Annotated in this window: 22 protein-coding genes; 10 read left to right on the forward strand and 12 right to left on the reverse strand. The window is 72.7% G+C overall.

Translation table 11 applies throughout. From position 1 onward, the window contains the following. Positions 1–88: 88 nt before the first annotated feature. Positions 89–685 (reverse strand): PEPxxWA-CTERM sorting domain-containing protein, encoded by a 597-nt coding sequence (locus H3H34_RS05440; protein ID WP_194744274.1) that lies wholly within the window; start codon positions 683–685, stop codon positions 89–91. Positions 686–904: 219 nt separating this feature from the next. Here H3H34_RS05440 and argJ point away from each other — a divergent pair, with 219 nt between their 5' ends. Together argJ and H3H34_RS05450 are read left to right on the forward strand one after the other, a co-directional pair. Beyond that, entirely contained in the window at positions 905–2,128 is a 1,224-nt protein-coding gene (argJ, locus tag H3H34_RS05445; protein ID WP_194744275.1) for a bifunctional glutamate N-acetyltransferase/amino-acid acetyltransferase ArgJ, read from the forward strand. Between the two features lie 17 nt (positions 2,129–2,145). Next, positions 2,146–3,024 carry a glutathione S-transferase family protein gene (locus H3H34_RS05450; protein ID WP_194744276.1) on the forward strand — a complete coding sequence of 293 codons (879 nt, stop codon included), beginning with the start codon at positions 2,146–2,148 and terminating at the stop codon, positions 3,022–3,024. Here the strand turns inward: H3H34_RS05450 and trxA are convergent. From trxA to ahcY, 7 genes are read right to left on the reverse strand one after another with little or no spacing between them, the layout of a single operon-like run. Beyond that, complete coding sequence (trxA, locus tag H3H34_RS05455; protein WP_194744277.1) at positions 3,021–3,341, reverse strand: thioredoxin TrxA; 321 nt, start codon at positions 3,339–3,341, stop codon at positions 3,021–3,023. The genes H3H34_RS05450 and trxA overlap by 4 nt on opposite strands. 47 nt (positions 3,342–3,388) lie before the next feature. After that, positions 3,389–6,799: a double-strand break repair helicase AddA gene (gene addA / locus H3H34_RS05460; RefSeq protein WP_194744278.1), complete on the reverse strand. Its 3,411-nt coding sequence runs from the start codon at positions 6,797–6,799 to the stop codon at positions 3,389–3,391. Then, positions 6,790–9,627, reverse strand: coding sequence for a double-strand break repair protein AddB (gene addB / locus H3H34_RS05465; RefSeq protein WP_194744279.1), 2,838 nt, complete (start codon positions 9,625–9,627; stop codon positions 6,790–6,792). The genes addA and addB overlap by 10 nt, the downstream gene beginning before the upstream one ends. Then, on the reverse strand, positions 9,614–10,306 hold the full coding sequence (locus tag H3H34_RS05470) for a nucleotidyltransferase family protein (protein ID WP_194744856.1): 693 nt from the start codon (positions 10,304–10,306) through the stop codon (positions 9,614–9,616). The genes addB and H3H34_RS05470 overlap by 14 nt, the downstream gene beginning before the upstream one ends. A 58-nt stretch (positions 10,307–10,364) precedes the next feature. Then, a complete protein-coding gene (locus H3H34_RS05475) occupies positions 10,365–11,354 on the reverse strand; it encodes an aminoglycoside phosphotransferase family protein (protein WP_194744280.1) in 990 nt (329 codons plus the stop codon). Between the two features lie 25 nt (positions 11,355–11,379). Further along, positions 11,380–11,865 carry a tRNA (adenosine(37)-N6)-threonylcarbamoyltransferase complex ATPase subunit type 1 TsaE gene (gene tsaE, locus H3H34_RS05480; RefSeq protein ID WP_194744281.1) on the reverse strand — a complete coding sequence of 162 codons (486 nt, stop codon included), beginning with the start codon at positions 11,863–11,865 and terminating at the stop codon, positions 11,380–11,382. Then, the gene (gene ahcY / locus H3H34_RS05485) at positions 11,831–13,240 is read right to left on the reverse strand and encodes an adenosylhomocysteinase (protein ID WP_194744282.1); all 1,410 of its coding nucleotides are present in this window, start codon (positions 13,238–13,240) and stop codon (positions 11,831–11,833) included. The genes tsaE and ahcY overlap by 35 nt, the downstream gene beginning before the upstream one ends. Before the next feature lie 150 nt (positions 13,241–13,390). On the opposite strand from ahcY, the gene H3H34_RS05490 reads away from it, so the two are divergent. From H3H34_RS05490 to H3H34_RS05500, 3 genes are all read left to right on the forward strand, one after another. Continuing rightward, positions 13,391–14,575, forward strand: coding sequence for a class I SAM-dependent methyltransferase (locus H3H34_RS05490; protein WP_194744283.1), 1,185 nt, complete (start codon positions 13,391–13,393; stop codon positions 14,573–14,575). Next, positions 14,572–14,859 carry a hypothetical protein gene (locus tag H3H34_RS05495; RefSeq protein WP_194744284.1) on the forward strand — a complete coding sequence of 96 codons (288 nt, stop codon included), beginning with the start codon at positions 14,572–14,574 and terminating at the stop codon, positions 14,857–14,859. The genes H3H34_RS05490 and H3H34_RS05495 overlap by 4 nt, the downstream gene beginning before the upstream one ends. An 88-nt stretch (positions 14,860–14,947) precedes the next feature. Continuing rightward, positions 14,948–15,793: a mechanosensitive ion channel family protein gene (locus H3H34_RS05500; protein WP_194744285.1), complete on the forward strand. Its 846-nt coding sequence runs from the start codon at positions 14,948–14,950 to the stop codon at positions 15,791–15,793. Positions 15,794–15,800: 7 nt separating this feature from the next. On the opposite strand, the gene H3H34_RS05505 is transcribed toward H3H34_RS05500, so the two are convergent. Continuing rightward, the gene (locus tag H3H34_RS05505; RefSeq protein WP_194744286.1) at positions 15,801–17,735 is read right to left on the reverse strand and encodes a S9 family peptidase; all 1,935 of its coding nucleotides are present in this window, start codon (positions 17,733–17,735) and stop codon (positions 15,801–15,803) included. A gap of 46 nt (positions 17,736–17,781) precedes the next feature. Between H3H34_RS05505 and H3H34_RS05510 the strand changes: the two genes are divergently transcribed. From H3H34_RS05510 to H3H34_RS05520, 3 genes are all read left to right on the forward strand, one after another. After that, positions 17,782–19,563, forward strand: a complete 1,782-nt coding sequence (locus H3H34_RS05510) for a chorismate-binding protein (RefSeq protein ID WP_328831347.1) — start codon at positions 17,782–17,784, stop codon at positions 19,561–19,563. 67 nt (positions 19,564–19,630) lie between these two features. Then, positions 19,631–20,830: a pyridoxal phosphate-dependent aminotransferase gene (locus H3H34_RS05515; RefSeq protein WP_194744287.1), complete on the forward strand. Its 1,200-nt coding sequence runs from the start codon at positions 19,631–19,633 to the stop codon at positions 20,828–20,830. 65 nt (positions 20,831–20,895) lie between these two features. Continuing rightward, the gene (locus tag H3H34_RS05520) at positions 20,896–21,378 is read left to right on the forward strand and encodes a hypothetical protein (RefSeq protein WP_194744288.1); all 483 of its coding nucleotides are present in this window, start codon (positions 20,896–20,898) and stop codon (positions 21,376–21,378) included. On the opposite strand, the gene H3H34_RS05525 is transcribed toward H3H34_RS05520, so the two are convergent. Beyond that, complete coding sequence (locus tag H3H34_RS05525) at positions 21,375–22,334, reverse strand: alpha/beta fold hydrolase (protein WP_194744289.1); 960 nt, start codon at positions 22,332–22,334, stop codon at positions 21,375–21,377. The two genes, H3H34_RS05520 and H3H34_RS05525, sit on opposite strands and share 4 nt — an antisense overlap. Positions 22,335–22,436: 102 nt before the next feature. On the opposite strand from H3H34_RS05525, the gene msrP reads away from it, so the two are divergent. Next, positions 22,437–23,369, forward strand: coding sequence for a protein-methionine-sulfoxide reductase catalytic subunit MsrP (gene msrP / locus H3H34_RS05530; protein ID WP_194744290.1), 933 nt, complete (start codon positions 22,437–22,439; stop codon positions 23,367–23,369). Next, positions 23,369–23,989, forward strand: a complete 621-nt coding sequence (locus H3H34_RS05535; protein ID WP_235945428.1) for a protein-methionine-sulfoxide reductase heme-binding subunit MsrQ — start codon at positions 23,369–23,371, stop codon at positions 23,987–23,989. Before msrP ends, H3H34_RS05535 begins: the two co-directional genes overlap by 1 nt. On the opposite strand, the gene H3H34_RS05540 is transcribed toward H3H34_RS05535, so the two are convergent. Together H3H34_RS05540 and H3H34_RS05545 are read right to left on the reverse strand one after the other, a co-directional pair. Continuing rightward, on the reverse strand, positions 23,976–24,623 hold the full coding sequence (locus H3H34_RS05540) for an HAD family hydrolase (protein WP_328831351.1): 648 nt from the start codon (positions 24,621–24,623) through the stop codon (positions 23,976–23,978). The genes H3H34_RS05535 and H3H34_RS05540 overlap by 14 nt on opposite strands. Then, on the reverse strand, positions 24,620–25,111 hold the full coding sequence (locus H3H34_RS05545; protein WP_194744291.1) for a thermonuclease family protein: 492 nt from the start codon (positions 25,109–25,111) through the stop codon (positions 24,620–24,622). The genes H3H34_RS05540 and H3H34_RS05545 overlap by 4 nt, the downstream gene beginning before the upstream one ends. Between the last annotated feature and the right edge of the window lie 27 nt (positions 25,112–25,138).

Here is a 25,138-nt window from a genome sequence, read left to right on the forward strand (position 1 = left end):
CGGGGAGGCCAGGGGTCAACGCGGGGAACGGGCCTTCACCATGCTGCCGGGCGGGACTGCCCGCCAGGAGCCGCGCCGGAACTTCCTGTCAGGCGAGGGCAGTCTGCCGCCGACGCGCCGCGACGCCCACGAGGCCGAAGCCGGCGATCATCAGCGCCCAGGTGCCGGGCTCGGGGATGCGCCCGACCACGCCCGCGAACCGGACGTCGCCCGACGACGTGAAGGTGAGAAGGCCACCGGAGGTCGGCACATCGACGAACTGGTGCAGCGCGAAGACGCCGGACCCGGTCACCGGGCCGAAGCTGGCCGAGAGGTCGACCGGCGCGCCAAGGTAGAAATCGAAGAGGTCGAGCCCGCTGTTGAGGAATGCCGACCGCGAGAAGAAGACCGCCAGATTGGTGTAGTTGAGCCCGAGACGGGTCGCCTCCACGATGACGAGGCCGGACGCGGAGGGGATGTCGACCACCGCCGAGACGAGGGGATCAAGGACGTCGGCATTCGGATCCGGATAGAAGTCGGCCAGGTTCCCGGTCAGCGTGATGGTGAACGCACCCTGCCAGTCCGATGCGTTGAGCTGGCCCGTCCCCGACCCCGTGATGGTGTAGACGGCAGTCGTCGCCATGACGGGAGCTGCCGCAAGAAGGGTGCCGACCACCGCCACACCCGCCAGGATCCGCATGGCCATTGTGCTCTCCTTTCCCTGCCGAACTTTCCCCGTCCTCGTTAAGCAAGACTCGTGCCAATCGCCCCGTAGAGCGGGAGGGATTGGTTTTCAGAGCGTTAGCGCGAAGCGACTCCCGCCAGCAGGCTTGCGAGCGTAAAAAAATCTGACAGTGGCGGCCGAGACAGCCCTGCGCACCCCGAGCGGTTCCGCTGCGCCCCAGGCTGCGCTACGGCGCGCGCCATGCCCGTCTCGCCGCTTGCCCGCCCCTTCCCGGAGCTCCCCGACATTCCCGGCGCCCGGATCGCCACGGCCCGCGCCGGCTACAAGGCGTGGGCGCGGGACGACCTTCTCCTCATCGCCTTCGACCCCGGCACGACGGTCGCCGGTGTCACCACCCGCTCGCAATGCCCCTCCCCGGAAGTCGAGACCTGCCGCCGCCACCTGCCCTTCGGCGCAGCGCGTGCGCTCGTCGTGAATGCCGGCAACAGCAATGCCTTCACCGGTGCCGCGGGCCGCGCGGCGAGCGCCGCGCAGGTCACGGAAGTGGCGCGCCTCCTGTGCTGCTGGCCGCGCGAGGTGTTCCCGGCCTCGACCGGGGTCATCGGCGTGCCGCTCCCGGCGGAGCGCGCCATCGCCGGCGTGCGCGCGGCCCATCAGCGCCTGGGCTCGGGGGACTGGCTCTCGGCGACACGCGCCATCGGCACCACCGACACCTTCGAGAAGGCCGCGTGCCGCGAGGCGCTCCTCGGCGGCACCCGGGTCACGCTCGTCGGCATCGTCAAGGGCTCGGGCATGATCGCCCCCGACATGGCGACCATGCTCGCTTTCGTGGTGACGAATGCCTGCGTCGCGCCCGCCTTCCTCCAGGAAGCGCTCGCGGGGGCCAATGCCGCAAGCTTCGCCTGCATCACCGTCGACGGCGACACCTCGACCTCCGACACCTGCCTCGCCTTCGCGACCGGGCGCGCCGGAAACGTGCCGCTCACCGGCTGGGACAGCCCCGGGGCGGACGCCTTCGCCGTGGCCCTTGCCGATCTCTGCCGCGAGCTCGCGCTTCTCGTGGTGCGCGACGGCGAGGGGGCGAGGAAGCTCATCGAGGTGCGCGTCACCGGCGCCGTCTCGGACGCAAGCGCGCGGCGGGTGGCGCTCAGCATCGCCAACTCGCCGCTGGTCAAGACCGCGATCGCCGGCGGCGATGCCAACTGGGGCCGGGTGGTGATGGCGGTAGGCAAGGCAGGCGAGCCGGCCGAGCGGGACCGGCTTGCCATCCGCTTCGGCGGCGTGCTGGTGGCCGCCGATGGCGCCGTGGTGCCCGGCTACGACGAGGCGCCGGTTGCCGCCCATCTCGCCGGCGAAGAAGTGGAGGTGGAGGTTGACCTTGGCCTCGGCGACGGGCGCGCCACCGTCTTCACCTGCGACCTGACGGACGGCTACATCCGCATCAACGCCGATTACCGGAGCTGAGCCGAGGAGGCCGACCCGTGCGCCCCATCCTTCACCACTACGCGGCCTCGCCATGGGCGGAGCTGGTGCGCCTCGCGCTTGGCCTCAAGGGCATCGCCTGGGGGTCGGTCGAGGTGCCCGCCATCTGCCCGAAGCCCGAGCAGGAGGCGCTGACCGGAGGCTATGTGCGCACCCCCGTCATGCAGATCGGCGCCGACGTCTTCTGCGACACGCTTGCCATCCTCGACGCGCTGGAGGCCCGCTGGCCCGAGCCCACGCTTTACCCGGAGCCGCTCGGACGCGGCCATCGGGCGCTTGCCATCGAAGCGGGCGGCGCCACCTTCCTCGCCGCCGTCGGCGTGGCGCTCGGGCCGATGGCCGAGGCCGCCCCGACTCCCGAGACCGCGGCCTTCTGGGCCGACCGCGAGCGCCGCTTCGGCCTCAAGCCCGAGGCCTTCCGGGCGATGCTGCCGGCCCTGCGCGAGGCCTTTGCCACCCATCTCGAGCGGCTCGAAGGCATGCTTGCCGACGGGCGGCCGTATCTGGGAGGCGATGCGCCGGGCCACGGCGACCTCGCGCACGCGATGCTGCTGTGGTTCGCTGCGCGCGGCGCGCCGGTCGAGACGGTTTCGGAGCCGCTCGCGCCCTGGGCGGCGCGGGTGCTGGCGCTGGGCCACGGCGCACCGCAGCCGATGTCGGGCGCCGAGGCGCTGGCCGAAGCCCGGGCGTGCGCCCCTTCCGTCTTGGGCGACGGCCCGCGCGTGCGGGTGTCGCAGGCAGGCTCGGCCGACCCGCCGGTCGAAGGCCGGCTCGTCCACGAGGATGCAGACGGGTTCACGCTCCTGCGCGAGGGGGACGAGGTCGGCCTTGTCGCCGTCCACTTCCCCCGCGAAGGGCAGATCCTCGCGCGCGTCTAGAGCGCGGCTTCCACCCAGCGCTTCAGCGCCGACTTGGGCTCGGCGCCGAGCTTCGTCGCCACCACTTCGCCGCCCTTGAAGATCATCATGGTCGGGATCGAGCGGATCCCGAACTTGAGCGCCGTCTCCGGCTCTTCGTCGATGTTGACCTTGGCGACCGTCAGCCGGTCGCCGAGCTCGTCGGCAATCTCCTCGAGCGCGGGCGCGATCATGCGGCAGGGCCCGCACCATTCCGCCCAGAAGTCGACCAGGACGGGCTTCTCGGACTTGAGGACGTCGGTTGCAAACGAAGCGTCGGTGACGGTGAGCGTGGCCATGCAGTCTCTCTCCTTCGAGGCCCGATATGGCCGGCGGGCCGCGCGGTTCAAGCCTCGCCCTCCCGCTCGCCTGGAGGCCAGTGGGCGGCGAGCAGCTCGGGCGGAAGCCAGTGGATCCTCGGCCCCGCGGTGTAGAGAAGCGCCGCCTCGATCCGGCGGCCGGGGAAGGCGGCGGCGAGGACCGCCCGATAGGCCGCCATCTGCCGCAGGTGCGAAGGGTGCGCCTCCTCGGCGCGAGCTGGCACGGCAAGCCCCGTCTTGAAGTCCACGACGAGCACCCGCTCGGGGGTGACGAGGAGCCGATCCACCGTGCCGGAGACCGTGAGGCCGTCGACATGGCCCGCGATCGGCGCCTCGGCGAGGCTGTCGGGACCGAACAGCGGCGCGAACACGGGGTCGTTGAGCACCGCAAGCGCCTCGGCGACGAGCGGCGCCGGCTGCTCTTCGCCCATGGCCTCGAGCAGGCGCAGCGCGAAGGCTTCGCGCGCGGGCGGCGGCACGCCGGGAAGCCGCTCGAAGAGGGCGTGAAGGCGGACGCCGCGTGCCGCGGCCGCGCGCTGGGCGTCGGAGGGCGGCGGCTGTGGCGCGGAGTCGGGTGCGGGATGCGAGGGCGTGAAGGGGCGCGGCGGCGACGGCTCGGGGAGCGGGTCGGTCCGCGTCCAGGCGGGGACGGGCGCGGGCGGAGGTGCCGGGGAGCAGGCCGCGCCGGCTGACGGCCACTGCCCCTGCTCGAGACGCAGGTGGCGGCCGAGGTCGGAGGACCCGCTCCACGCCGCGCCTTGTCCCTCCATCGCCCGGCGGATCCGGTCGTGCCAGCTGTCGAAGGCCTCGGGCTCCGTCTCGCGCTTCGCGGCTTCCTTCCGGGAAATCTGGCCGGCCACCAGCAGGACCTGCTCGGCCCGGGTCAGCGCCACGTAGAGCAGGCGGTTGCGCTCGGCGCGCTCGGCCGCCTGCTCGGCCTCGACGAACGGCGCGAGCGCTGAGGGCAGCCGGTCGGCCCTGCCGAAGACGAGGGGAAGCTCCGCCCGGCCGGCGGCGTCACGCCAGGTGAAGGCGTCGATGCGCGGCCTCCCCTCGGCCAGCGCATCGGCCAGCACGACGATGGGCGCCTCGAGGCCCTTGGCTCCATGCACCGTCATCAGCCGGACGAGGCCGGGGCTCGAATCGGGGTCGCGCTTCAGCGGCTCGTCGCTTGCCGCGAGGTGGGCGAGAAAGCCCTGGAGCGTGGGCGGGCGGTCGGCCTCGAAGGCGAGCGCCTCCGCGAGCAGCGCGTCGATCCCGTCGTCGGCTTCCGGCCCCAGCCGCGCGCGGAGCGCCGCGCGCCCGCCTTCGGCGAGCACCGCCTCGAGGAAGGCATGCGGGCCGGCGAAGTCGGCACGCGCAAGCGCGTCGCGGAGCCGCCGCTGCGCGGCCGCGTGGGCCGGGTCGGCGGAGGCAGCGAAGGCCTGCCACAGCGTCTGGCCGGGCTGGCGGAGGCGGCGCAGCGTCTCGTGGTCGAGCCCGCCGAGCGGCGAGGTCAGCACCTCGGCAAGCGCCAGATCGTCGGCTGGCTGGAGGACGAAGCGGACGAGCGAGAGGAGATCGCGCACGGCAAGCGGCTCGGCCAGCCGGGCACGGTCCACGCCTGCAACCGGAAGGCCCTCGGCATGGAGCGCCCGGACCAGCATGCCCATGAGGTCGCCGCGCTTGCGCAAAAGGATCAGCACGTCGCCGGGCCCGGCGGGGCGGGCCGTCCCGTCGCGGCCGGTGAGCGTCAGCCGATGCGGGCTGTCCGCACGGACCATGGCGGCAACGGCTGCCGCGACCTTCGCGGCGAAGTCCGGGTCGGCCGGCTCCTCGCCCTCCTCCCCGCCGTTCGCGCCGCTTTCCGCTGCCGCCACATGCGGCGGGAAGAGCAGCACCCGGCCGGGCAGGTCGGCGCGCGCTGCCTCGTGGTGCGGCAGCGGCGCCCCCTCGGGCAGGCCGAGCGCGCGCGGGCCGAGACTGCTGAGCACCCGGTCGACGAGCGCAAGGAGAAGCGGGGCCGAGCGGAAGTTGCGCACCAGCGGCACGTCGCGCGTGGGGCGGCCGGCTTCAGCCGTCTTCTTGCTCCAGCGCGCGCGCACCTCGAGGAAGACCTCCGGGTCCGTGCCCTGGAAGCGGAAGATCGCCTGCTTGAAGTCGCCGACGACGAAGCGGGTGCGGACCGTCTCGCCGTGCTGGCCTTCGCCGGCGTCGAACTCGCTCGAGAGCCCCTCGACGAGGTGCCACTGGTCGGCGTTGGTGTCCTGCGCCTCGTCGACGAGGACGTGGAGGATGCGCCGGTCAAGCCGCTCGGCGATCGCGTTCGCCATGCCCTGGGCGTGGACGAGATCGGCGGCGAGCGCCACCATGTCGTCGAAGTCGATCGCCGCCTCGGCGCGCTTCAGGGCGGCGTAACGGGCCGAGACCGCCATGCCGAGCCGGAGCCACGCGCCGGCGTGAGCGACGAAGGCGCGGGCGCGGAGCAGATCGATCAGCCGCTCGGTGGCTTCCAGCAGCCGCAGGACCGGCTCAGCAAGTGCCGGCACCTTCTCGATCTCCCGATCGAGCTTGCGCGGCTCGCCGGCCTTGGTGCGGACGCAGGCAAACAGCTCCTCGATGGCCTCCACCCGGCCAGCGGCGTCCCGCGCGAGCCAGGCGCGCGCCCGCGCGGCCTCGGCGCGCTTGGCATCCGTATTCAGCGCCTCCATCGCCAGAGCGAAGGCCTCGGCCGCCCCATCGTCGAAGGCGGGCGGCACGACGGCGTTCTCGAGGATCTCCTGCCACGAAGGCTCCGGGGGCACCCCGACGAGCCCGCGCAGGAAAGCCTCGGCGCCGCCGGCCTTCTCGACCTCGGCATAGCCCCGCGCGGCCCGCACCAGGTCGCCGAGCTTCTCCTCGATGGCGCTCTCGCCCGCCTCGACTGCGAGCCGCTCAAGATCGGGCCGAAGCGCGGAGTCCGCCATGGCGTCGGTGAGCGCGCGCCGCCTGAGCGCCGCCGCGCGCCGCTCGTCGAGCGGATCGGCGCGCGGCGGAAGCCCGGCCTCCACCGGAAAAGCGGCGAGAAGCGACTGGGCAAGCCCGTGGATGGTGCGGATCTCGAGGCCCTGCGGCGCATCGAGCACGCGGAGCAGCAGACCGCGCGCCCGCGCCCGAAGCGCGGCGGAAGGCGTCTCGCCGAGCTGCGCGAGCGCCGCGTCGAGCGTGGCATCGTCATGCCGCGCCCAGGCAGCGAGCGCGTCGAACACGCGCGCCTGCATCTCGGCAGCAGCCGTGCGGGTGAAGGTGATGGCGAGAAGCGACTGCGGTGGCGCGCCGGCGAGCAGCAGGCGGAGGATGCGGTCGGTGAGCGCCCGGGTCTTGCCCGTGCCCGCCGAGGCGTTGACCCAGACGTGGGCCTTGGGGTCGGAGGCGAGATGGTGGCGCGCGTTCGCCGGGTCGAGCCGCGTCACAGCCATTCCTCGACCCGGGCAAGCTGGTCGTAGGTGCGGTACTGCTCGGCAAAGACCGGCACGAGCTTGGGCACGAAGGCCTCGTCGCCAAGGAGAAAGCGGGCGAAGAGCTGGCGGAGGTCCTGCGCGAAGGTGGCGCGCTCGATGGTCCACTTGGTCCCGACCACCGTCCCTTCCTCCTGGCCGCCGGAAAGCTTCCAGTATTCGAGGAGTCCGACCTCGCCATGGATCTCCCTGCTTCCGCCGGCTTCGACGAGCAGCCGCAGCAGCGGCAGCTGGCGGGCCATGCGGTCCTCGAAGGCCTTCCGGGTCGGCGGCTTGCCCGTCTTGTAGTCCACGATCCGCAGGCGGCCGTCGCCGTGGATGTCGATGCGGTCGGCCTTGCCCTCGATCCGGATCCCGCCCCAGTCGGCGGCGAGCTTCACTTCCGCCTCGAACCGCTGCCAGCCGGCTTCCCGCTCGGCTGCCAGCCGTGCGCGGACCCACGCCACCATCCGCCGGACCCGAGGGCCCCAGAGTGCCAGGAGCGCCGGGTCCCCGCCGAGCGTCGCGAGTTCCTCGGCAACGAGGGCGTCCGGGTCGGCCGGCGCCTCCCTTACCAGCCGCTCGAGGATACGGTGGACCACGGTGCCCTTCACCGCCGCATCGGCCTCCTGCTCCAGCGGCTTCAGCTCCTCGAGGCCCAGCATCCGCCGGGCGTAGAAAGCGAAGGGGTCGGCGGCCAGCATGTCGGCCTCGGTCACGCGCAGCAGGCGCGGGCGCTCGGCCGCCGGCGGTGCGGGGCATGGCCGGGGCAGCCGGATGGTGCGGCCCACGCCATCGAGCGCGAGCGCCGCCTCGAGCTCGAAATCCCGGGGCAGCGGGCCGAAGGCCGCCTCGAGCCGCAGCAGGAACCGCGACCTGACCGTGGGGCCAGCGGCATCGCGGCGGGCGCGGGTGAGGAGCAGCGCCGGCGCCGCAACCGCCGAGAGGAGATCATGGGCCTCGAGGCCGACCCGGGCCTCGGGCGCAGCAAGCCCGAGACGGCGGCGGACCGCGGGCGGCAGCCACGGGTCCGGCTGAGGGAGCGCGGGCCAGCTTCCCTCGTTGAGGTCGCCGAGGATGAGGAGGTCGGCATGGGCGAGCCGGGCCTCGAGCGGCCCCAGGATGGCGAGGCGCGGGTGCTGGCGCCAGGGCGGCCTGACGGCCACGTCGTCGAGGAGCGCGCGGACCAGCGCCGGCGCTTCCTCCGGCCCGACCTCGAGGGCTGCAGCGTCCGGGCTCTCGGCAACCGCGGCCACCAGCTCGCCGAGCGCCCGGCCATCGGGCCCGGACCAGAGGCGGTCCCCGGCAAGGGCCGCAGCCACGTCGGCCAGCACCCGAACGAGCTCGGCAAGCGAAGGCTTGCCCGCTTCGAACAGCGCCTCGAGCGGAGCGAGGCGCGGCGCGGCCTGCCCGGCCCAGAAGTCGCGCGCGGCGCTCCCGCGCCCCCCGGCAAGGCGGGCGGCGATGCCGGCAAGGCCGGGCGCGGGCGCCGGCCCCCGCAGCGCGAGGTCGAGCGCCCGCGCGCCCGCCAGCCACGCCGCGCGCGCCTCGGGGCTCGTGGCGCCAGCAAGCGGGTGCTTGAGCGCGGCGAGCAGCGGCACGGGCCGGAAGCGCTCGGCCGAAGCGTCGAGGAGGGCAAGCAGGAAGGCCCCCGGCGGCCGGAGCGCCAGCGGCTCGCCGGCGCTGTCGTCAATGGCAAGGCCCCAGCGCCGGAGCGCGGCCGCCACCCGGCGGGCAAGCGCGCGCGAGCGGGTGACGAGCGCAGCCGTCTGCCCCTGCGTCTCGAGCGCGCGGCGCAGGGCAAGGGCGATGGCGAGCGCCTCCTCCTCGGGCCCGCGCGCCTCGAGAAGCGCGAGCCCCGGCGGCGGGTCACCCCGCGCCGCGGGCAGAGCGCCCGAGGCGGGCCGGAAGGCGGCAAGCAGGGCGCGCGCGCGGTCGCCTGCCTCCGGCCCCAGCCACGCGGCCTCCGCCGGCTGCACGCCCATCGCATCGAGGAGGGCGTAGAGCCCATGGAGCGGGTGGGTGGGCGCCGCGCCGATCGCCGCCCAGTCCTCGGGGGAGACATGAGGGTCGAGGCCCGGCAGGATGACCTCGCCCTCCGGCAGCCGGGCAATCGCGCGGAGAAGGCGGGCGACGGCGGGCGGCGCTGCGGCGAAGCCTGCCGCCACCACCGGGCCGGGCGGCGCGCGCGTCCACCTCTCGGCAAGACCGGCCAGCAGCGTCTCCCGCCGGGCGACGGGGTCGAGAAGCCCCCGGTCTTCGAGCGCGCCCGGCCAGTGGTGGACGATCGCCTCGAGCACGACAAGGCGGCGGGCGCGATGCGCGGCAAGGCCCTCGGCCTCGAGTTCCGCGAGCTGCTGCGCGGTGACGCCGTGGGCGGCGAGCAGGTCGAGCACGCGGGCAAGATCGCGGGCCAGCCGGTCGGCAGCGGGTGCGCTTCCGGCCTCTCCTGCGAGGTGCTGTGCAAGCGCGAGGCGCCGCGCCAGCGGCGAAACGGCAGGGCGCAGCGGCTCGGCGCCTTCCTCGAGCAGGCGGTCGAGCGTCTCCCCCGCGTCGATCTCGCCGATCGCGGCAATCCGCGGCAGGAGGAGCGCCCGGCCGCCCGTCGCGGCGAGGAAGGCTTCGACCAGCCCGCGCCGGGCCCGCGCCGAGGGCAGGAGGATGCGGAGGCGGGCGAGGCCGAGCCCGGTGCCGTGCGTGTCGAGACAGTGGCGTGCGAGCGCAGGCAGGAACGGCGTGCCGAAGGCGACGGTGCGGATGCGCGGGCCGGCGCCGGCGGGCGCTGGCAGGCTCTCCTCAGAGCCGGGCAAGAAGCGCCTCGGCCTCGGGAACGGCCGCTGCCGTGCCCACGTCGAACCACAGGCCCTGATGCACCACGCCACAGAGCCGGCCTTCTGCGGCCGCGCGGTCCCAGAGGAGGTTCATCGAGAAGGGGCGGAGCGTCTCGCCGGCGAACAGCCGGTGGGACAGCATCTGCAGCCCGGTGAAGACGAAGGGGGCCACCCGGCCCGGCCGCCGTCGCGAGAGGCGGCCGCGCGGGTCCATGTGGAAGTCGCCCGTTCCGCGGTGGCAGTAGGCGCGCGCCAGCGGGACCATGAGGAGGAGCGCGTCCATCTCGGCCGGGTCCCAGCGCTCGGCAAGCAGCTTCACGGCCGGTACCGGGCCATCCACCCAGATGTTGTCGGCGTTCATGGCGAGGAACGGGTCGGGCAGCTGCGGCAGCGCCTTCAGGATGCCTCCGCCGGTCTCAAGCAGCTGGGCGCGCTCGTCGGAAACCGTGATGGCAAGCCCGGTGTCGCGGGCGGCAAGGTGCGCCTCCACCCGGTCGGCCATGTAGTGGACGTTGACGACCGCGCGGCGCACCCCGCCGGCGCGGAGCGTGGCGAGCGCGCGGTCGAGAAGCGTGCGGCCCGCCACATCGACGAGAGGCTTCGGCCGCGTGGCCGTCAGAGGCCGCATCCGCCGGCCGAGTCCGGCGGCAAGCACCATGGCCCCCTCCGGCACGCGCGCGCCTGCCTCGGGCGCTGGCGCTGGAGCGCGCACGCGGCTAGCCACGGCACCAGTCCGCGCGCAGGTGCCGCGGCACGTGCGCGTCGAACCAGGCGCGCACCGGTGCGAGAGCCGGGTGGGCGAGGTTGCGCTCGACGAGCCGCCACACGCGGGGGAGCATCTCGACATAGCCGCAGCGGCCGTCGCGGTCGCGCAGGCGCACGAAGATGCCGAGGATCTTCACGTTCCGCTGGGCGCCCAGCACCTCGTAGGCGCGGCGGAAGCCAGCCGGGTCGGCGATGCCGCCGCGCACGACGAACCGCTCCACCATGGCCGCCTCGAGCCGCGGGGACACGTCGCGCCGGGCATCCTGCAGGAGCGAGACGAGATCATAGGCCCGGTGGCCGGCCAGCGCGTCCTGGAAGTCGAGGAGGCCGAGGCCGGCGATCCCCTCGGCATCGTCGAGCAGCATCAGGTTGTCGGCGTGGTAGTCGCGCAGCACGAGCACCGGGGCCTGCGCGGTCTCGGCGAGGACATCGCCCCAGACCGCGTCCCAGGCGGCGACGTAGGTCTCGAGGTCGGCCGTGACGCCGGCCGCCCGCAGATACCATTCGGGGAAGAGCAGCACCTCGCGCAGCAGCTCGGCGCGGTCGTAGGGCCGAAGCTCGGCCGGCGGCGGCACCCGGTGGAGCGCGACGAGAACGTCGACGGCGCGCGCATAGACTGCCTCCTCGCGGTCGGGCTCGCGGGCGAGCACCGGCCCCATGCGCCGGTCGCCGAAGTCCTCGAGAAGGAGGAGGCCGCGGCCGAGATCCGCCGCCATGGGCCTCGGCGCGCGGAAGCCGTTGGCGAGCAGCCACTCGGCAACGAAGAGGAAGGGCCGGCTGTCCTCGAGGTCGGGCGGTGCGTCCATGAGGACGGCGGTGCGGCCCCGGTCGGTCACGCGGAAGTAGCGGCGGAAGGAGGCGTCGCCGGCAAGCGGCACGACCTTCGCACCCGCCCAGCCATGCCGTTCGAGGAAGGCAGGAGCGGCAGACGGCGGGTTCATGCAGTCCTCATGGCGCCGCGCCTCGTCAGCGAGGCAGCGGCCAGCGCCCGTTCCATGCCGGACCGGCGGTCCAAGTCAAGCGGCGGAGCGGGCCGCCGGCGCCATCGAGGTGGAGGCGGAGCGCGTCCGGGAACCGGCCGGGAGCCAAGCGCTCGGGCCACTCGAGGAGGAGCAAGCCCTCCTCGAGCGCCTCGTCCAGCCCGAGGTCGTCGAGCGGTGCGCCGGCCTCGAGCCGGTAGAGGTCGGCATGGACGACGGGAAGCCGGAGCGGCGGCGCGGGATAGGGCTCGACGAGGGTGAAGGTGGGGCTTGGCACCTCGCCCGCGTGGCCAAGTGCTGCGAGGATGGCGCGGGCGAGGGTCGTCTTGCCCGCCCCGAGGTCGCCGGCCAGCAGCACGACGTCTCCGGCCTCGAGCACGGCGGCAAGCCGGGCCCCGAGTGCGCGGAGCCCGGCCTCGTCGAGCACGAGGGCTTCCTCAGTAGCGGTAGTGCTCGGGCTTGAAGGGGCCATGCTCGGGCACGCCGATGTAGGCCGCCTGCTTCGGCGTGAGCTTGGTCAGCTTCACGCCGAGCTTCTCGAGGTGAAGGGCCGCCACCTTCTCGTCGAGATGCTTGGGGAGCACGTAGACCCGGTTCTCGTAGGCCGCGCCGTTGGTCCAGAGCTCGATCTGGGCGAGGACCTGGTTGGTGAAGGAGGCCGACATGACGAAGCTCGGGTGGCCGGTCGCGCAGCCGAGATTCACGAGCCGGCCCTTGGCCAGGATGATCAGCCGCTTGCCGTCGGGGAACACCACCTCGTCCACCTGCGGCTTCACTTCCTCCCAGCGGTAGTTGGCAAGCGCGCTGATCTGGATCTCGCTGTCGAAGTGGCCGATGTTGCAGACGATGGCGCGGTCCTTCATCGCCCGCATGTGGTCGAGCGTGATCACGTCGACATTGCCGGTCGCCGTCACGAAGATGTCGCCGCGCGGCGCCGCCTCCTCCATGGTGACGACCTCATAGCCCTCCATCGCCGCCTGGAGCGCGCAGATGGGGTCGATCTCGGTCACCAGCACCCGGGCGCCGCCGTTGCGCAGGGACGCGGCCGAGCCCTTGCCGACATCGCCGAAGCCGGCCACCACCGCCACCTTGCCGGCGAGCATCACGTCGGTCGCGCGGCGGATGCCATCGACCAGGCTCTCCTTGCAGCCGTAGAGATTGTCGAACTTCGACTTGGTGACCGAGTCGTTCACGTTGATGGCCGGGAACGGCAGGTGGCCCTTGCCGGCGATCTCGTAGAGCCGGTGGACGCCGGTGGTCGTCTCCTCCGACACGCCCCGAATGGCTTCCTTGGTCTTCAGGAAGAAGCCGGGCGAGGCGGCGGCACGGGCGCGGATCTGGGCGAAGAAGGCCTCTTCCTCCTCGTTCCCGGGCTCGGGCAGCGGCTCGCCGGCCTCGAAGCGGGCGCCCTTCAGGATGTACATGGTGGCGTCCCCGCCATCGTCGAGGATCATGTTGGCAGTCGTCCCGGGCCACTGGAAGATGGCATCGACGAAGCGCCAGTATTCCTCCAGCGTCTCCCCCTTGTGGGCGAAGACCGGGATGCCCCGGGCCGCGATCGCGGCGGCCGCCTGGTCCTGGGTGGAGAAGATGTTGCAGCTGGCCCAGCGCACCTCGGCGCCCAGGTGCACCAGCGTCTCGATGAGGACGGCCGTCTGGATCGTCATGTGCAGGCAGCCGGCGATGCGCGCACCCTTCAGGGGCTGCTTCGCGCCATATTCGGCCCGCAGCGCCATCAGGCCCGGCATCTCGGTCTCGGCGATCGCGATTTCCTTCCGGCCCCAGTCGGCAAGGCCGAGATCGGCGACGGCAAAGTCGGTGAAGGCGGGCTTGGCTTGGGTGGCCACGTCGGTCTCTCCTCGGGCTCGGGTACGAAGCCCCTAGCGCTCCCGCGCAGGACTTGCAACTTTCTTTAAATGAGGTTCCCGTCGGTTCACCTGACGCGCAAGCCCGCTTGCGTTGCGGCGTCACCCGCCTAGGTTGGGGATGGAGGTCGCATGTCCCGTTTCGTCACGCCCGCCCTCGCCCTCTCCCCCACGCCCGACGAACAGGCCGCCCAGGCCTTCGTTTCGAGTCTCAGGAACCATGTGCTGAACCCGCTCGCCGCGGCGATGAAGGCGCGGTTCGAGGCCGAGATCGCGCCCTCCCTGCCCGAGGGCGCCACCGGCCGAGACGTGCATGCGGCCATGCGCGGCGACCGGCTGTTCCGTTTCTATTCGGCAGCGCGGGTCAAGGCGCAGGACATGGTGTGGGCGAGCGTGCGCCCCATCATCGACCGCGAACGGAGATCTCTTGCCGACCGCTTCCGGGCCCTTGCCGCCGACCGGACGACGGCCGGCACGCTCACCCTCGATCCCGGGCTCCCCATTCCGAAGAATGTGGCAGCGCTCGATGTCCACCGGATGCCCGGCAACTACCATCTCGATGCCGGCGCCGACGATCTTGCCGCCGGCGCGCTCTACGAGAACGGGCTTGCGGTCTTCTCCTTCGGGCTCATGGGCGAGACGCTCGACGACATCGGCCAGTCGATCGCGCTCTGGCTCCGCCACCGGCTGCCGGACTTCGCGCCGGATGCGGTGCTCGATCTCGGCTGCTCGGTCGGCCACCAGACGCTGCCGTGGAAGCGCGCCTACCCGGACGCGCGCGTGACCGGCATCGACGTCGCGCCGGCCTGCCTGCGCTACGCCCATGCCCGGGCGCAGGCGATGGGGGTCGAGGCGCACTTCGTCCAGGCGGATGCGACGCGGGCTCCGTTCCCGGACGCGAGCTTCGACCTCGTGTTTTCCTCGATGTTCCTGCACGAGCTGCCGAAAGCCGATATTCGCGCGGTCTTCCGCGAGGCGCACCGGCTGCTCCGGCCCGGGGGGCTCATGCTCCACTACGAGCTGCCGCCCAACGCCAAGCTCTCTCCCTACGACGGCTTCTATCTCGACTGGGACAGCGACTACAACAGCGAGCCCTACTACCGGGGCTACCGCGACCTGGTGCCGGCCGACGAGGTCGCCCGGGCCGGATTCCACGGCTTCTTCGAGGCCAGCGTGCCCTCGCTCGGCTGGTATGGGGCGGATGCCATCGTCGCGGCTGCGGATGCCGACCGTGCCGAGGCGTCCGACCGGCTGGGGCGGCTCGGCGACGGCGTCACCTGGTATTGCTACGGCGGCTTCCGGGGGCCGGCCGCGTGAGCGACTTCCCGCCGCTTCCCCAAGAGGCGCGGGGCAAGCGCCCGGTCTTCTTCGACGACCCGGCCATCGACACGCTCCTTGGCATGCTGCTTGAGCTCGCCCAGGCGCACTGGGTCGCGCGCGAGCGGCTGGCCCGGCTCGAGCACTGGGCCGCGCACGCGGTGACATCGGCCACCGTGCCGTTCGACGATTGCTATGCGCTACCGGCGGAGGCGGCAGCCCGGCTCGCTGCCGAACGCGACTCCTTCGTCGCCCGGCTCTTCGCCCCCGTCACGAAAGGCTGAAGCGCCGCTCCCGAATCGTGCTCCTGTCGTCTATGCTGCGGCGCACGCGCCCGGATCGGCTGCGGCGCACGCGCAGGGGGGGCAGCCCATGGAACCGGACATCCGCACGATCGAGCGCGAAGTCACGAGCTTTTCCGACCGCTATCTTCCGGTCGCGGTCGACTTCGGCCTCAAGGTGCTGGGCGCGCTTGCCCTCTACATGGTGGGCCGCTGGCTCATCGGGATCGGCGTGCGCGCACTCGAGCGGGTGCTGACCGCGCGCAACTTCGACGCGACGCTCCAGCGCTACATCGCCAACATCCTCAATGTCACGCTCAACATCGTCCTCGTCGTCGCCATCCTCGGCTATTTCGGGATCGAGACGACGAGCTTCGCGGCACTGCTGGCGGGCGTCGGGCTTGCCATCGGCGCGGCCTGGTCGGGGCTTCTCGGCAATTTCGCGGCCGGCGCCTTCCTCATCATCTTCCGCCCCTACAAGGTGGGCGACTATGTGGTTGCCGGCGATGTCGAGGGGACGGTGACCGAGATCGGCCTGTTCAACACCGTCATCACCACGCCCGACAATGTCCAAGCGATCGTCGGCAACGGCAAGGTCTCGGGCGAGGTCATCCGCAACTTCTCCGCCCATGCCCACCGCCGCGTCGACCGCACGATGCAGCTGGCCCATGGCGTGGATCCGCTTGGCGTTATCGCGGCGCTGCGGCCGCGGCTCGCCGCCATCCCCAACGTGCTCACCGAGCCCGCGCCTACCATCGAGATCCTCGACTTCAACGAGCTGGGGACCGTGCTTGCCGTCAGGCCCCACTGCCACACCGACCATTACTGGCAGGTCTGGTTCGACACCAACCGCGCGATCGTCGAGACGGCGGGCGCGCTCGGGCTGCCGCCGCCGTTCAATGTCGAGCGCGAGGAGACCTTCCCGCGCGCCGCCTGAGGGGTGCTCAGTCGCCGAGGAGATGGCGCTCCCAGAACAGCAGGCTGGTCCAGAACTGGTAGTCCTGGTTTTCCTTCCGGCGGAAGCCATGGCCCTCGTTGGCAGCGACGAGGTGCCACGCCTCGCGGCCGTTCGCCCTGACCGCCGCCACCATCTGGTCGGCTTCCGACGCCGGCACGCGCGGATCGTTCGCTCCCGTCACCACCATCAGCGGCACGGCGATCCGGTCGGCCCGGCCGAGCGGCGAGATCTCCTTCAGCTTGGCGCGCTGCTTCGGGTCCGTCTCGTCGCCATACTCGACGCGGCGGAGGTCGCGGCGATAGTCGGCCGTGTTCTCGAGGAAGGTGACGAAGTCGGAGATGGCGACGACGGCAAGCCCGGCGCGCCACAGCCTCGGATAGAGGGTGAGCGCGGCATAGGTCATGTAGCCCCCGTAGGAGCCACCGGTGACGCCGATCCGGCTGCCATCGATTCCCCCGTCGCGGGCGAGGTGGCGGACCATCGCCTCGATGTCCCTGACCGAATCCTCGCGCTTCCAGGGGCCATTGTCGAGACTGACGAAGGTCTTGCCGAAGCCGGTCGAGCCGCGGACATTGGGATAGAAGATGGCGATCCCCCGCGCGTTCAGGAGATAGTTGTTGCGGCCCTGGAAGCCGGGCCGCGACTGCGCCTCTGGCCCGCCATGGATGTTGACGAGGAGCGGGCGCGGACCCGGAAACTGCGCCGGGTCGGGGCGGTAGAGGAAGCCGGTCACCTCGCGGCCGTCAAAGCTCTTCACCCGCACGAGTTCGGGCTCGACGTTCCGGGCCGGGTCGAGCCCGCCGGTTTCGGAAAAGGTCCAGCGGCGCAGCGCGCCCTCGGGCGTGAGACTCCAGCCATCCCCCGGCGAGCGGGCGGAGGAGAGGGTGAAGCCGAGCTCGCCCCAGGGGGCGAACTCGACGCCCGAGATGACACCTACCGGAACCTCGGGTTCGAGGAGCAGCGCGCCGGTGCGCGAATCGAGCACCCTCAGGCGCGAGATGCCGGCCTCGTTGGTGACGACCGCAACGCGTGCCCCGTCGGCCGAGACGGCGAACTCCTCCACATCCCATCGGGCCGGGGCGCCGAGCCGGGTGAAGACCCCGGTTGCCGGATCGACGACCCCGAGCGCGCGAAACTCGCCGAACCGGTCGGAGGTGGCGAGGATCCGGCCATCGGGCGTGACCCGGGCGCCACCGTAGCTCACATTGCCGCGGTCGCGGGTGACGGGGGTGACGAGGCCGGTCTCGAGGTCGAGCCGGTGAAGCTCGGACTGCTCGATCGAGACATAACGGGCGACAAGTGCCGACCTGCCGCCGGGGAAGAAGTCGAGGAAGGCCCATCCGCCGCCCTGCCGCTCGGCAACCAGCCGGCGCGAGGCAGGGTCGCGCGGGTCCATCACCCAGAGGTCGGTGTCGCGGCCGTTCCTCGCGTTGGACGCGAAGCCGACGAGCCGCCCATCCTTCGACCAGGTGGCGCCGGTGTTGCGGCTCTTCCCGTCGGTCAGGAGCTGCATCCGCCCCTCGGCCAGGCGGAAGAGCTGGAAGTTCTCCGCCCCGCCGACGTCGGCCGCGGCCAGTAGCACGTCCCCGCCGGCGGTGCCGGGCGCGAAGCTGCCGCCGGCCACCGGCTCGGGCTCGAAGCTGAGCTGCCGGCGCGCGGCACCGGGCCCGGCGACGAGGTGGAGCTGGTTCGAATCCCCGAACCGGGTGGTGATCAGCATCCCCCGCGTCGCCGGGTCCCAGCCCTGGAAGCTCGCGGTGCGGAACTCCATCCACGGGCGCACCCGCTCGGCAAGCGCGGCCGGCACCTGCGGCACGCCATCGAGCCGGAGTGCCGGCGGCGGCGGAAGGTCGCGCGCGATGGCCGGGCCGGCGAGGAGCAGCGCGGCGAGCAGGGCGACAGGGCGGCGGATGTGAAGCATGGTCTCTCCCTCGCGGTGATGCGCGGCTTGGGCTAGCAGCGTGGCCGTGGCTGCTCCACCCGAATTTCCCCGGGAGCCCTTCGCCCTGTTTCCACGTGGCGGCAGGCAGGGCCTGCTGTTCGCCGGCCCCGTCGAGATCGTCGAGGCCCGCACAGTCGCGGAGGTGGGCCCGGCGCTGGCCCGCGCCCGGGCACTGGCGCGGCGAGGGCTCCACCTGGCCGGCGGCCTTGCCTATGAGGCCGCTGCTGCCTTCGAGCCGCGCGCGGCCCTTGCGCTCGCCCGGCACATCGCCGCGCTGGACCAGCCGCTGCTGTGGTTCGGTGCGTTCGCCGCCCCGCGCATGGTCGCGCTCGCTGCGCTGCCCGGATGGGAGCGACCGGCCGACTGGGGCCCGCCGGTGGCGGCCATCGGCGCGGACGACCACGGGGCCGCTGTCGACCGACTCCAGGCCCTGATCGCCGCCGGCGACATCTACCAGGCCAATCTCACCTTCCAGGCGGAGCTTCCGGTCTCGGGCCACCCGGTGGCGCTGTTCGCCCGCGCGCTTGCCCGGGCACCTGCCCCCCATGCCGCCCTCGTCTTCACGGGCCGCCACTGGTGGCTCTCGCTTTCGCCCGAGCGCTTCTTCGCGCTTGCCGATGGCGTGCTGCGCGCCGCGCCGATGAAGGGCACCGCCGTTCGCCCGCCGCTGCCCGAAGCGGACCAGGCCGCGGCCGAAGCCCTCGCCGCCGATCCGAAGAACCGCGCCGAGAACCTGATGATCACCGATCTCATCCGGAATGACTGCGCGCGGGTTGCCGTGCCCGGAACGGTCCGGGTGCCCGCCCCCTTCCGGATCGAGAGCCTCGCTTACGTCCATCAGATGGTCTCGCACGTCGAGGCCGGGCTTGCGCCCGGGCGGGATGCGTTCGACTGCCTCGAAGCGCTCTTTCCCTGCGGGTCGATCACCGGTGCGCCCAAGCTGCGCGCCATCGAGGTGCTGGCCGGGATCGAAGCGCGACCGCGAGGCATCTATTGCGGCGCCATCGGCACCATTGGCCCCGGTGCGGTCAACGCCGACTTTGCCGTTGCCATCCGCACGCTCGTGCTGGCGGCCGACCGCCCGGGGGTGGCGAGGCTCGGCCTCGGCTCCGGCATCGTCGCCGACAGCCGGGCCGAGGACGAATGGCGCGAGTGCCTGGCCAAGGCGCGGGTTCTCGAGCGGCGCACGCCGCTCACCCTCATCGAGACGATGCGCCGCGAGGCCGACGGCCGGGTGCCACTTCTTGCGCGTCATCTCGCGCGGATGGCGGCCTCGGCCGCGCGGTTTGGGCTTCCGTTCGACCGGGACGCGGCCGCGCGGCTGCTCGCGCGTGTCCCGCCCCGGGGAGGCCCCGAGCGGCTGCGGCTCCTCCTCGGCGAGGACGGGCCGATGGCGCTCGCTGCCGGCCCGGCCCCGCCTCCGCCGCCGCAACCGGCCCCGGTGACACTCGTGCCGCTTCCGGTGCAGCCCGAGGACTGGCGGCTGTTCCACAAGAGCTCCGACCGCGCCTTCTACGACGCGGCGCGCCGGGCGGCGGGGAGCTTCGAGGTGATCTTCCTCCGCCCCGACGGGCTTGCAACCGAAGGCAGCTTCACCAGCCTCTTCGTCGAAGACGGCGGCCGCCTGCTGACGCCGCCGCTCGGCCGCGGTCTGCTGCCCGGCGTGCTGCGCGCCGAGCTCCTGGCCACCGGCCGGGCGGTGGAAGCCGACCTTCCCGCAGACGCGGTGCGCAAGGCCGGGCGCGCGGGGCGCCTCTTCCTCGGCAATGCGCTGCGCGGCCTGTTCCCCGCCGTGGTGGCCAGCTGACATCTTGCCCCGGTGCTGCCGTTCCTCCTAAGCGACCGCGCCCTTCGAACCGCCGGGACCCTGCGCCATGATCCTCTCTGCCGCCATCGGCCGTATCCAGCCCTCCGCGACCGCCGCCGTCACCCGCCGCACGGCCGAGCTCAAGGCCCAGGGGCGCGACATCATCGGGCTTGGCGCCGGCGAGCCCGACTTCGACACGCCTGATCACGTGAAGGACGCGGCCATCGCCGCGATCCGGCGTGGCGAGACCAAGTACACCATCGTCGACGGCACGGCCGAGCTCAAGGAGGCGATCCGCCTCAAGTTCCGCCGCGACAACGGGCTCGACTACGCGCCTGACGAGGTGACGGCCAACGTCGGCGGCAAGCACACCATCTTCAACGCCCTCGTGGCCACCCTCGACCCCGGCGACGAGGTCATCATCCCCGCGCCCTACTGGGTCTCCTATCCCGACATCGTCCAGTTCTGCGGGGCAACGCCGGTCATCGTCCCCTGCCCGGCCGCCTCGGGCTTCAAGATGACGCCGGCACAGCTCGATGCCGCGATCACACCCAGGACGAAGTGGCTCATCCTCAACTCGCCCTCGAACCCGACCGGTGCGGCCTACACCGAAGCCGAGCTGAAGGCGCTTGCCGACGTGCTCCTCGCCCACCCCCATGTCTTCGTGATGGCCGACGACATGTACGAGCACATCGTCTACGACGACTTCCGGTTCGTGACACTGGCGGCCGCCGAGCCGCGCCTGTTCGAGCGCACGCTCACCGTCAACGGCGCCTCCAAGGCCTATGCCATGACCGGCTGGCGGATCGGCTTCGCCGGCGGGCCGAAGCAGATCATCGCCGCGATGGCGAAGCTCCAGTCCCAGTCCACCACCAACCCCTGCTCGATCGCCCAGGCAGCAGCCACCGCCGCGCTCACCGGCCCGCAGGACTTCCTGAAGGAGCGCGCCCGCGTGTTCCAGACGCGGCGCGACCTCGTCGTCTCCATGCTGAACCAGTGCGAGGGTCTTTCCTGCCCGCGGCCCGAGGGCGCCTTCTACGTCTACCCCGACTGCGCGCCCCTCATCGGCAGGCGCGCGCCGGACGGCCGGGTGATCGCCTCGGACGAGGACCTCGCCACCTGGTTCCTCGACAGCGAGGGGGTGGCACTCGTCCACGGCGGCGCCTTCGGCCTGTCGCCCGCCTTCCGCATCAGCTACGCGACCTCGACCGAGCTTCTCGAGGAGGCCTGCCGGCGGATCCAGCGGGCCTGCGCCGCGCTCGCCTGAAGCGGCCTTCCAGGCAGCAAGCAGCGGGCTTGCCCGCGGCCCGGCGACGCCCCACAGCGCACGCCATGCCATCTGCCCGCTGTCTCCTCGTTCCGGTGCTCGGCCTCCTTGCCGCCTCCGCCGCGCCTGCCCAGCCGCACCGCGCCCGCTGGACGGTCGAGCCCGACGCCTCGCCGCCAGTGCTGCAGTTCGGCCCGCCGGACGGAGGGCGAGGGACGCTCCGCTTCAGCTGCACGGCCGACGGAACGCGCCTGTCCATCACCGTGCGCGGCGCCCCGCGCGGGCCTGCCGCCGGGGCGGCGAGCTTCCCGACCCGGCTCACCCTGTTCCTCGGCGGAGCGGAGTGGAGCCTCTCGGCCGAGGGCACGCGCCTTCCCGACAGGACGAGCCGGGTGGAGGCGCCCGTTCCCGACATGGCCGAGCTCTTCCCGGCAATGTCGCGGCAGGGCCGGCTGGTTGCAGTCACCTTCGCCGGCCGGACGATGGCCCCCGCGCCCGACCCCGATCTCGTCGCCCGCTTCCGTGCTGCCTGCGCGGCCGGTCGCTAGAGGCTGGCGAAAAAGCGCTCGAGGGCGGCATTGACTGCCTCGGGCGCCTCCTGCTGCACCCAGTGGCCGACGCCCGGAATGAGCGTGGTCCCGCGATAGTCGGTGCAGAAGGCGCCCGGGTCGGCGTAGAGGTCCATGCCTGGCACGAAGTGGCGCACCACGTCCGCCTCGCCGGCGATGAAGCAGGCGGGTTGCGCGAGCGGGCGGCCCTTGACCGGCTCGCGCTCGGCAAAGTCGAGGTCCTGCGCCCGGTAGCGGTTGATGGGGCCGCGCCAGCCGCCCCTGCGGAAGGCCTCCACGAAGACCGCCATGTCGGCCTCGGGCATCCAGTCGGGCAGCCGCTCGGGCGCGGCAAGCCCGTCGAGCAGGCCGGCCGACGGCGGCTTGTTCATGAGAAAGGCAAGGTCGGTGCCGGCCGCGGAGAGGCCGAAGTAGATCTTGTGGAGCGCAAGGCGGTCGGCCGCGAGTTCGGCTTCGGCGCGCCCCTCCTCCTGGAAGTAGAGCTGGTAGAAGAAGCGGTCCTTGTAGATCTGCCGCGCCATGTCGAGGAACGAGACGTCGCCCATCGGCACGTAGGGGACGGAGAGGCCGGCCACCGCCGCCACCTTCTCCGCGTGGCGCAGGGCGGTCGCGTAGACGATGGGCGCGCCCCAGTCGTGGCCGACGAGCACCGCGCGGCCGCCGAGCGCGTCGATGACGGCGGCGATGTCCCCGGCGATGACGGACAGCCGGTAGTCTGCCACCGCCTCCGGCTTGTCGCTTTCGCCATAGCCGCGCACGTCGAGCGCAGCGATGCGGCGGCCGGCGCGGGCGAAGTGGGCGAGCTGGTGACGCCAGCTGTGCGCAAGCTCCGGCCAGCCGTGGACGCAGAGGATGGGAAGCGAGCCTGCATCCCTCGGGCCGTCAGCCACCACGTGGAGCGACACCTCGCCGTTCTGCACTCGGAAGCGTTCCATGGCCCCTCTCCCTCGTCCCGCGGCAACCGGCCGCGCCCCGCGCCATGCGCGGCCTTGCGTCGGGAGTCACCCCCGTTTGCGGCCGCGCGTATAGGAGAGGCCATGCACGTCCGTCGAACCCCGTCCTGGGCTCTCCCCGAGCGCGAGGTGACCCCCGAGGCGCTTTACCTGAACCGCCGCGCCGTTCTGGCCGCCATGGCCGCCGTCGGCGCATCCCCTGCTGCCGCCTCGACCGACCCCGAGAAGCTGGCGCGGATCGCCACGAGGCGCACGCATGACGCCGGTGAGCCGCCCACCCCGCTTGCCGATGTCGCCGGCTACAACAACTTCTACGAGTTCGGCCTCGACAAGGGGGACCCGGCGCGCAACGCCGGCACGCTCCGCCCCAGCCCCTGGACGGTCAGGGTCGGCGGGCTGGTGAAGAGTCCGCTCACGCTCGATGTCGACCGCTACATCGCCCGGGCGCCCTGGGAGGAGCGCATCTACCGCTTCCGCTGCGTCGAGGGCTGGTCGATGGTGATCCCCTGGGTGGGCGTGCCGTTCGCGAGCCTCGTGCGCGCGGTCGAGCCGCTCGGCAGCGCCAAGTACGTCGCCTTCCGCACGCTGGCAGACCGGGAGCAGATGCCGGGCCTGCGCCTTCCCGTCCTCGACTGGCCCTACCGCGAGGGGCTTCGGCTCGACGAGGCGATGCACGAGCTCACCCTGCTTGCGGTCGGCGTCTACGGCCGGCGCCTGCCCAACCAGAACGGCGCGCCCATCCGACTCGTGGTGCCGTGGAAATACGGCTTCAAGTCGGTGAAGTCGATCGTCGCCATCGACTTCGTCGAAACGCAGCCGGAGACTTCGTGGAACATGGCGACTCCGCGCGAATACGGCTTCTACGCCAACGTAAACCCGAACGTCGACCATCCGCGCTGGAGCCAGGCGCGCGAGCGGCGGATCGGCGAGTTCCGCCGGCGCGAGACGCTCCTGTTCAACGGCTACCCGGAAGTGGCCGGGCTCTATGCAGGCATGGACCTGAAGCGCTTCTTCTGATGCCGCAAATCCCCCTCCTCAGGGCCGCTGCGCACGGGGTGATGGCCATGCCGCTCGTGCTCCTCCTCTGGGGCTGGGCGGAGCTTCTCGCCTGGAACCCCGGCTCGCGGATGCTGACGGCCGAGCCGGTCGCCTACACCCACAACGCGCTCGGGCTCGCGGCGCTCCGGGCGCTCCTTGCCAGCCTCTCCTGCACGCCGCTGCGGCGCCTGACGGGCTGGGGCGGGGTGATGGCGCTGCGCCGGCTCTTCGGCCTGTGGGCCTTTGCCTACGGGGCGATGCACCTCCTCTTCTTCCTCTTCGCCGAGCTCGACTGGAGCCTCCCTGCCCTTGCCGCCGAGACCGCCAAGCGCCCCTTCATCCTCGCCGGCATGGTCGCGTTCCTCGCCATGGCGCCGCTCGCCGCCACCTCGACGGCGGCTGCCATCCGCTGGCTCGGCGCCCGCCGCTGGCAGGCGCTTCACCGGCTCGCCTACGTCGCCGGCGTTGCCGCCTGCGTCCACTTCCTCCTGAGGGTGAAGGGATTCCAGTGGGAGCCCTGGCTCTACCTCGGGGGGCTTGCCCTCCTCCTCCTCGTGCGGCTGGTGCCGCGCGGGCGCCGCGCGCTCAGGACCAGCTGACGCAGCGCCAGCCGCGCGCAGCAGCAAGGCGCGCAAGCGCGGGGGAAGGCGAGACGGCGACGGGCTCGGTCGCCATGGCAAGGAGCGGCGCATCGGACACATGGTCCGAGTAGGCGCGCAAGGCATCCGGCCTCCGGTCGCCGAGCCAGGCGCGGAGCCTGCGCGCCTTGGCCTCGCCGTAGCAGTTCTCGCCCGCGATCCGATGGGAGAGGTGGCCGCCGTCGATGACGTTCTCGGTCGCGATCACGTGAGGGATGCCCCAGCGCCGGGCAAGCGCCTCGGCATAATAGCGGCAGGAGGCGGTGGCGAGGACCAGCTCGAAGCCCTCGGCGCGGTCGGCCGCGATCCGGGCCAGCGCATCGGCACGCTCGGCCGCGGCGCCGAAGGCGGCAGCGAAGGCTTCGGCCGCGGCCTCCACGCGGCCTCGAGGCACCCGCGCGCCCATCAGCAGCCGCTGCATCGCCTCCTTGAGGCCCTTGCGGCCGAGGAGCGGGTAGAGCGCAAGCGGGCCGAGGGCGAGCGGCAGCAGCATGAGCCGCCACGGCGCCTCGCGCCGGGCCCAGAAGAGGAGCCAGGGAAGCCAGCTCGGCCGGCGGGTGATCGTCCGGTCCATGTCGTAGACGGCGAGCTTCACCGGGCGCCGCGCGGGTTGGTTGCGCGCCACGTGGCCGGCGGGATCCGCTGCTCGGGCGGCAGCGCCCAGAGGCCCCGGCCCTCCCGGCGGGCGGCTGCGTGACCGGCGCGGACCTCGGCATCCGCCCCGTACTGGCGGACGGCCCAGGCATTGCCCGAGCGCGTCATCGCCGCGTTGACATAGGTCCCGCCCACCCAGAGCTTGCCGACGAGGCGGCCGTAGCGGTCGCGATCGACGACGACGACGGTCACCTCCCGGCCCTGCACTAGCCGGCGAAGCGCCGCGCGCGCCGAGGGGCCCCAGGGCTGGCCCAGCTCGGGCGCATCGATCCCGGCGAGCCGGATCTCGCTCACCCGCTTCTGCGGCAGGCGCTCGACCACGAGCGAGTCCCCGTCCTTGACCCGGAGGACGAGAGCCTGGAACCGCTCGGCCCGGAGCGGGGTGGCAGCGAGGAGCAGCGCGAGAAGGAAGGCAAGGAAACGGGCCACCGTTGCAGGCCTTGCATTCGCGCGCCG

This window comes from Thermaurantiacus tibetensis (genome assembly GCF_015354055.1).
GTDB classification, from domain to species: Bacteria; Pseudomonadota; Alphaproteobacteria; order Sphingomonadales; family Sphingomonadaceae; genus Thermaurantiacus; species Thermaurantiacus tibetensis.

Excerpts from the sequence above, each read along its gene's own strand:
- H3H34_RS05440 (WP_194744274.1), bottom strand. The coding sequence starts at position 685 with ATGGCCATGCGGATCCTGGCGGGTGTGGCGGTGGTCGGCACCCTTCTT.
- argJ (WP_194744275.1), top strand. The coding sequence starts at position 905 with ATGCCCGTCTCGCCGCTTGCCCGCCCCTTCCCGGAGCTCCCCGACATT.
- trxA (WP_194744277.1), bottom strand. The coding sequence starts at position 3,341 with ATGGCCACGCTCACCGTCACCGACGCTTCGTTTGCAACCGACGTCCTC.
- addA (WP_194744278.1), bottom strand. The coding sequence starts at position 6,799 with ATGGCTGTGACGCGGCTCGACCCGGCGAACGCGCGCCACCATCTCGCC.
- H3H34_RS05470 (WP_194744856.1), bottom strand. The coding sequence starts at position 10,306 with ATGGTGCTTGCCGCCGGACTCGGCCGGCGGATGCGGCCTCTGACGGCC.
- H3H34_RS05475 (WP_194744280.1), bottom strand. The coding sequence starts at position 11,354 with ATGAACCCGCCGTCTGCCGCTCCTGCCTTCCTCGAACGGCATGGCTGG.
- tsaE (WP_194744281.1), bottom strand. The coding sequence starts at position 11,865 with ATGGCCCCTTCAAGCCCGAGCACTACCGCTACTGAGGAAGCCCTCGTG.
- H3H34_RS05490 (WP_194744283.1), top strand. The coding sequence starts at position 13,391 with ATGTCCCGTTTCGTCACGCCCGCCCTCGCCCTCTCCCCCACGCCCGAC.
- H3H34_RS05500 (WP_194744285.1), top strand. The coding sequence starts at position 14,948 with ATGGAACCGGACATCCGCACGATCGAGCGCGAAGTCACGAGCTTTTCC.
- H3H34_RS05505 (WP_194744286.1), bottom strand. The coding sequence starts at position 17,735 with ATGCTTCACATCCGCCGCCCTGTCGCCCTGCTCGCCGCGCTGCTCCTC.
- H3H34_RS05515 (WP_194744287.1), top strand. The coding sequence starts at position 19,631 with ATGATCCTCTCTGCCGCCATCGGCCGTATCCAGCCCTCCGCGACCGCC.
- H3H34_RS05520 (WP_194744288.1), top strand. The coding sequence starts at position 20,896 with ATGCCATCTGCCCGCTGTCTCCTCGTTCCGGTGCTCGGCCTCCTTGCC.
- H3H34_RS05525 (WP_194744289.1), bottom strand. The coding sequence starts at position 22,334 with ATGGAACGCTTCCGAGTGCAGAACGGCGAGGTGTCGCTCCACGTGGTG.
- msrP (WP_194744290.1), top strand. The coding sequence starts at position 22,437 with ATGCACGTCCGTCGAACCCCGTCCTGGGCTCTCCCCGAGCGCGAGGTG.
- H3H34_RS05535 (WP_235945428.1), top strand. The coding sequence starts at position 23,369 with ATGCCGCAAATCCCCCTCCTCAGGGCCGCTGCGCACGGGGTGATGGCC.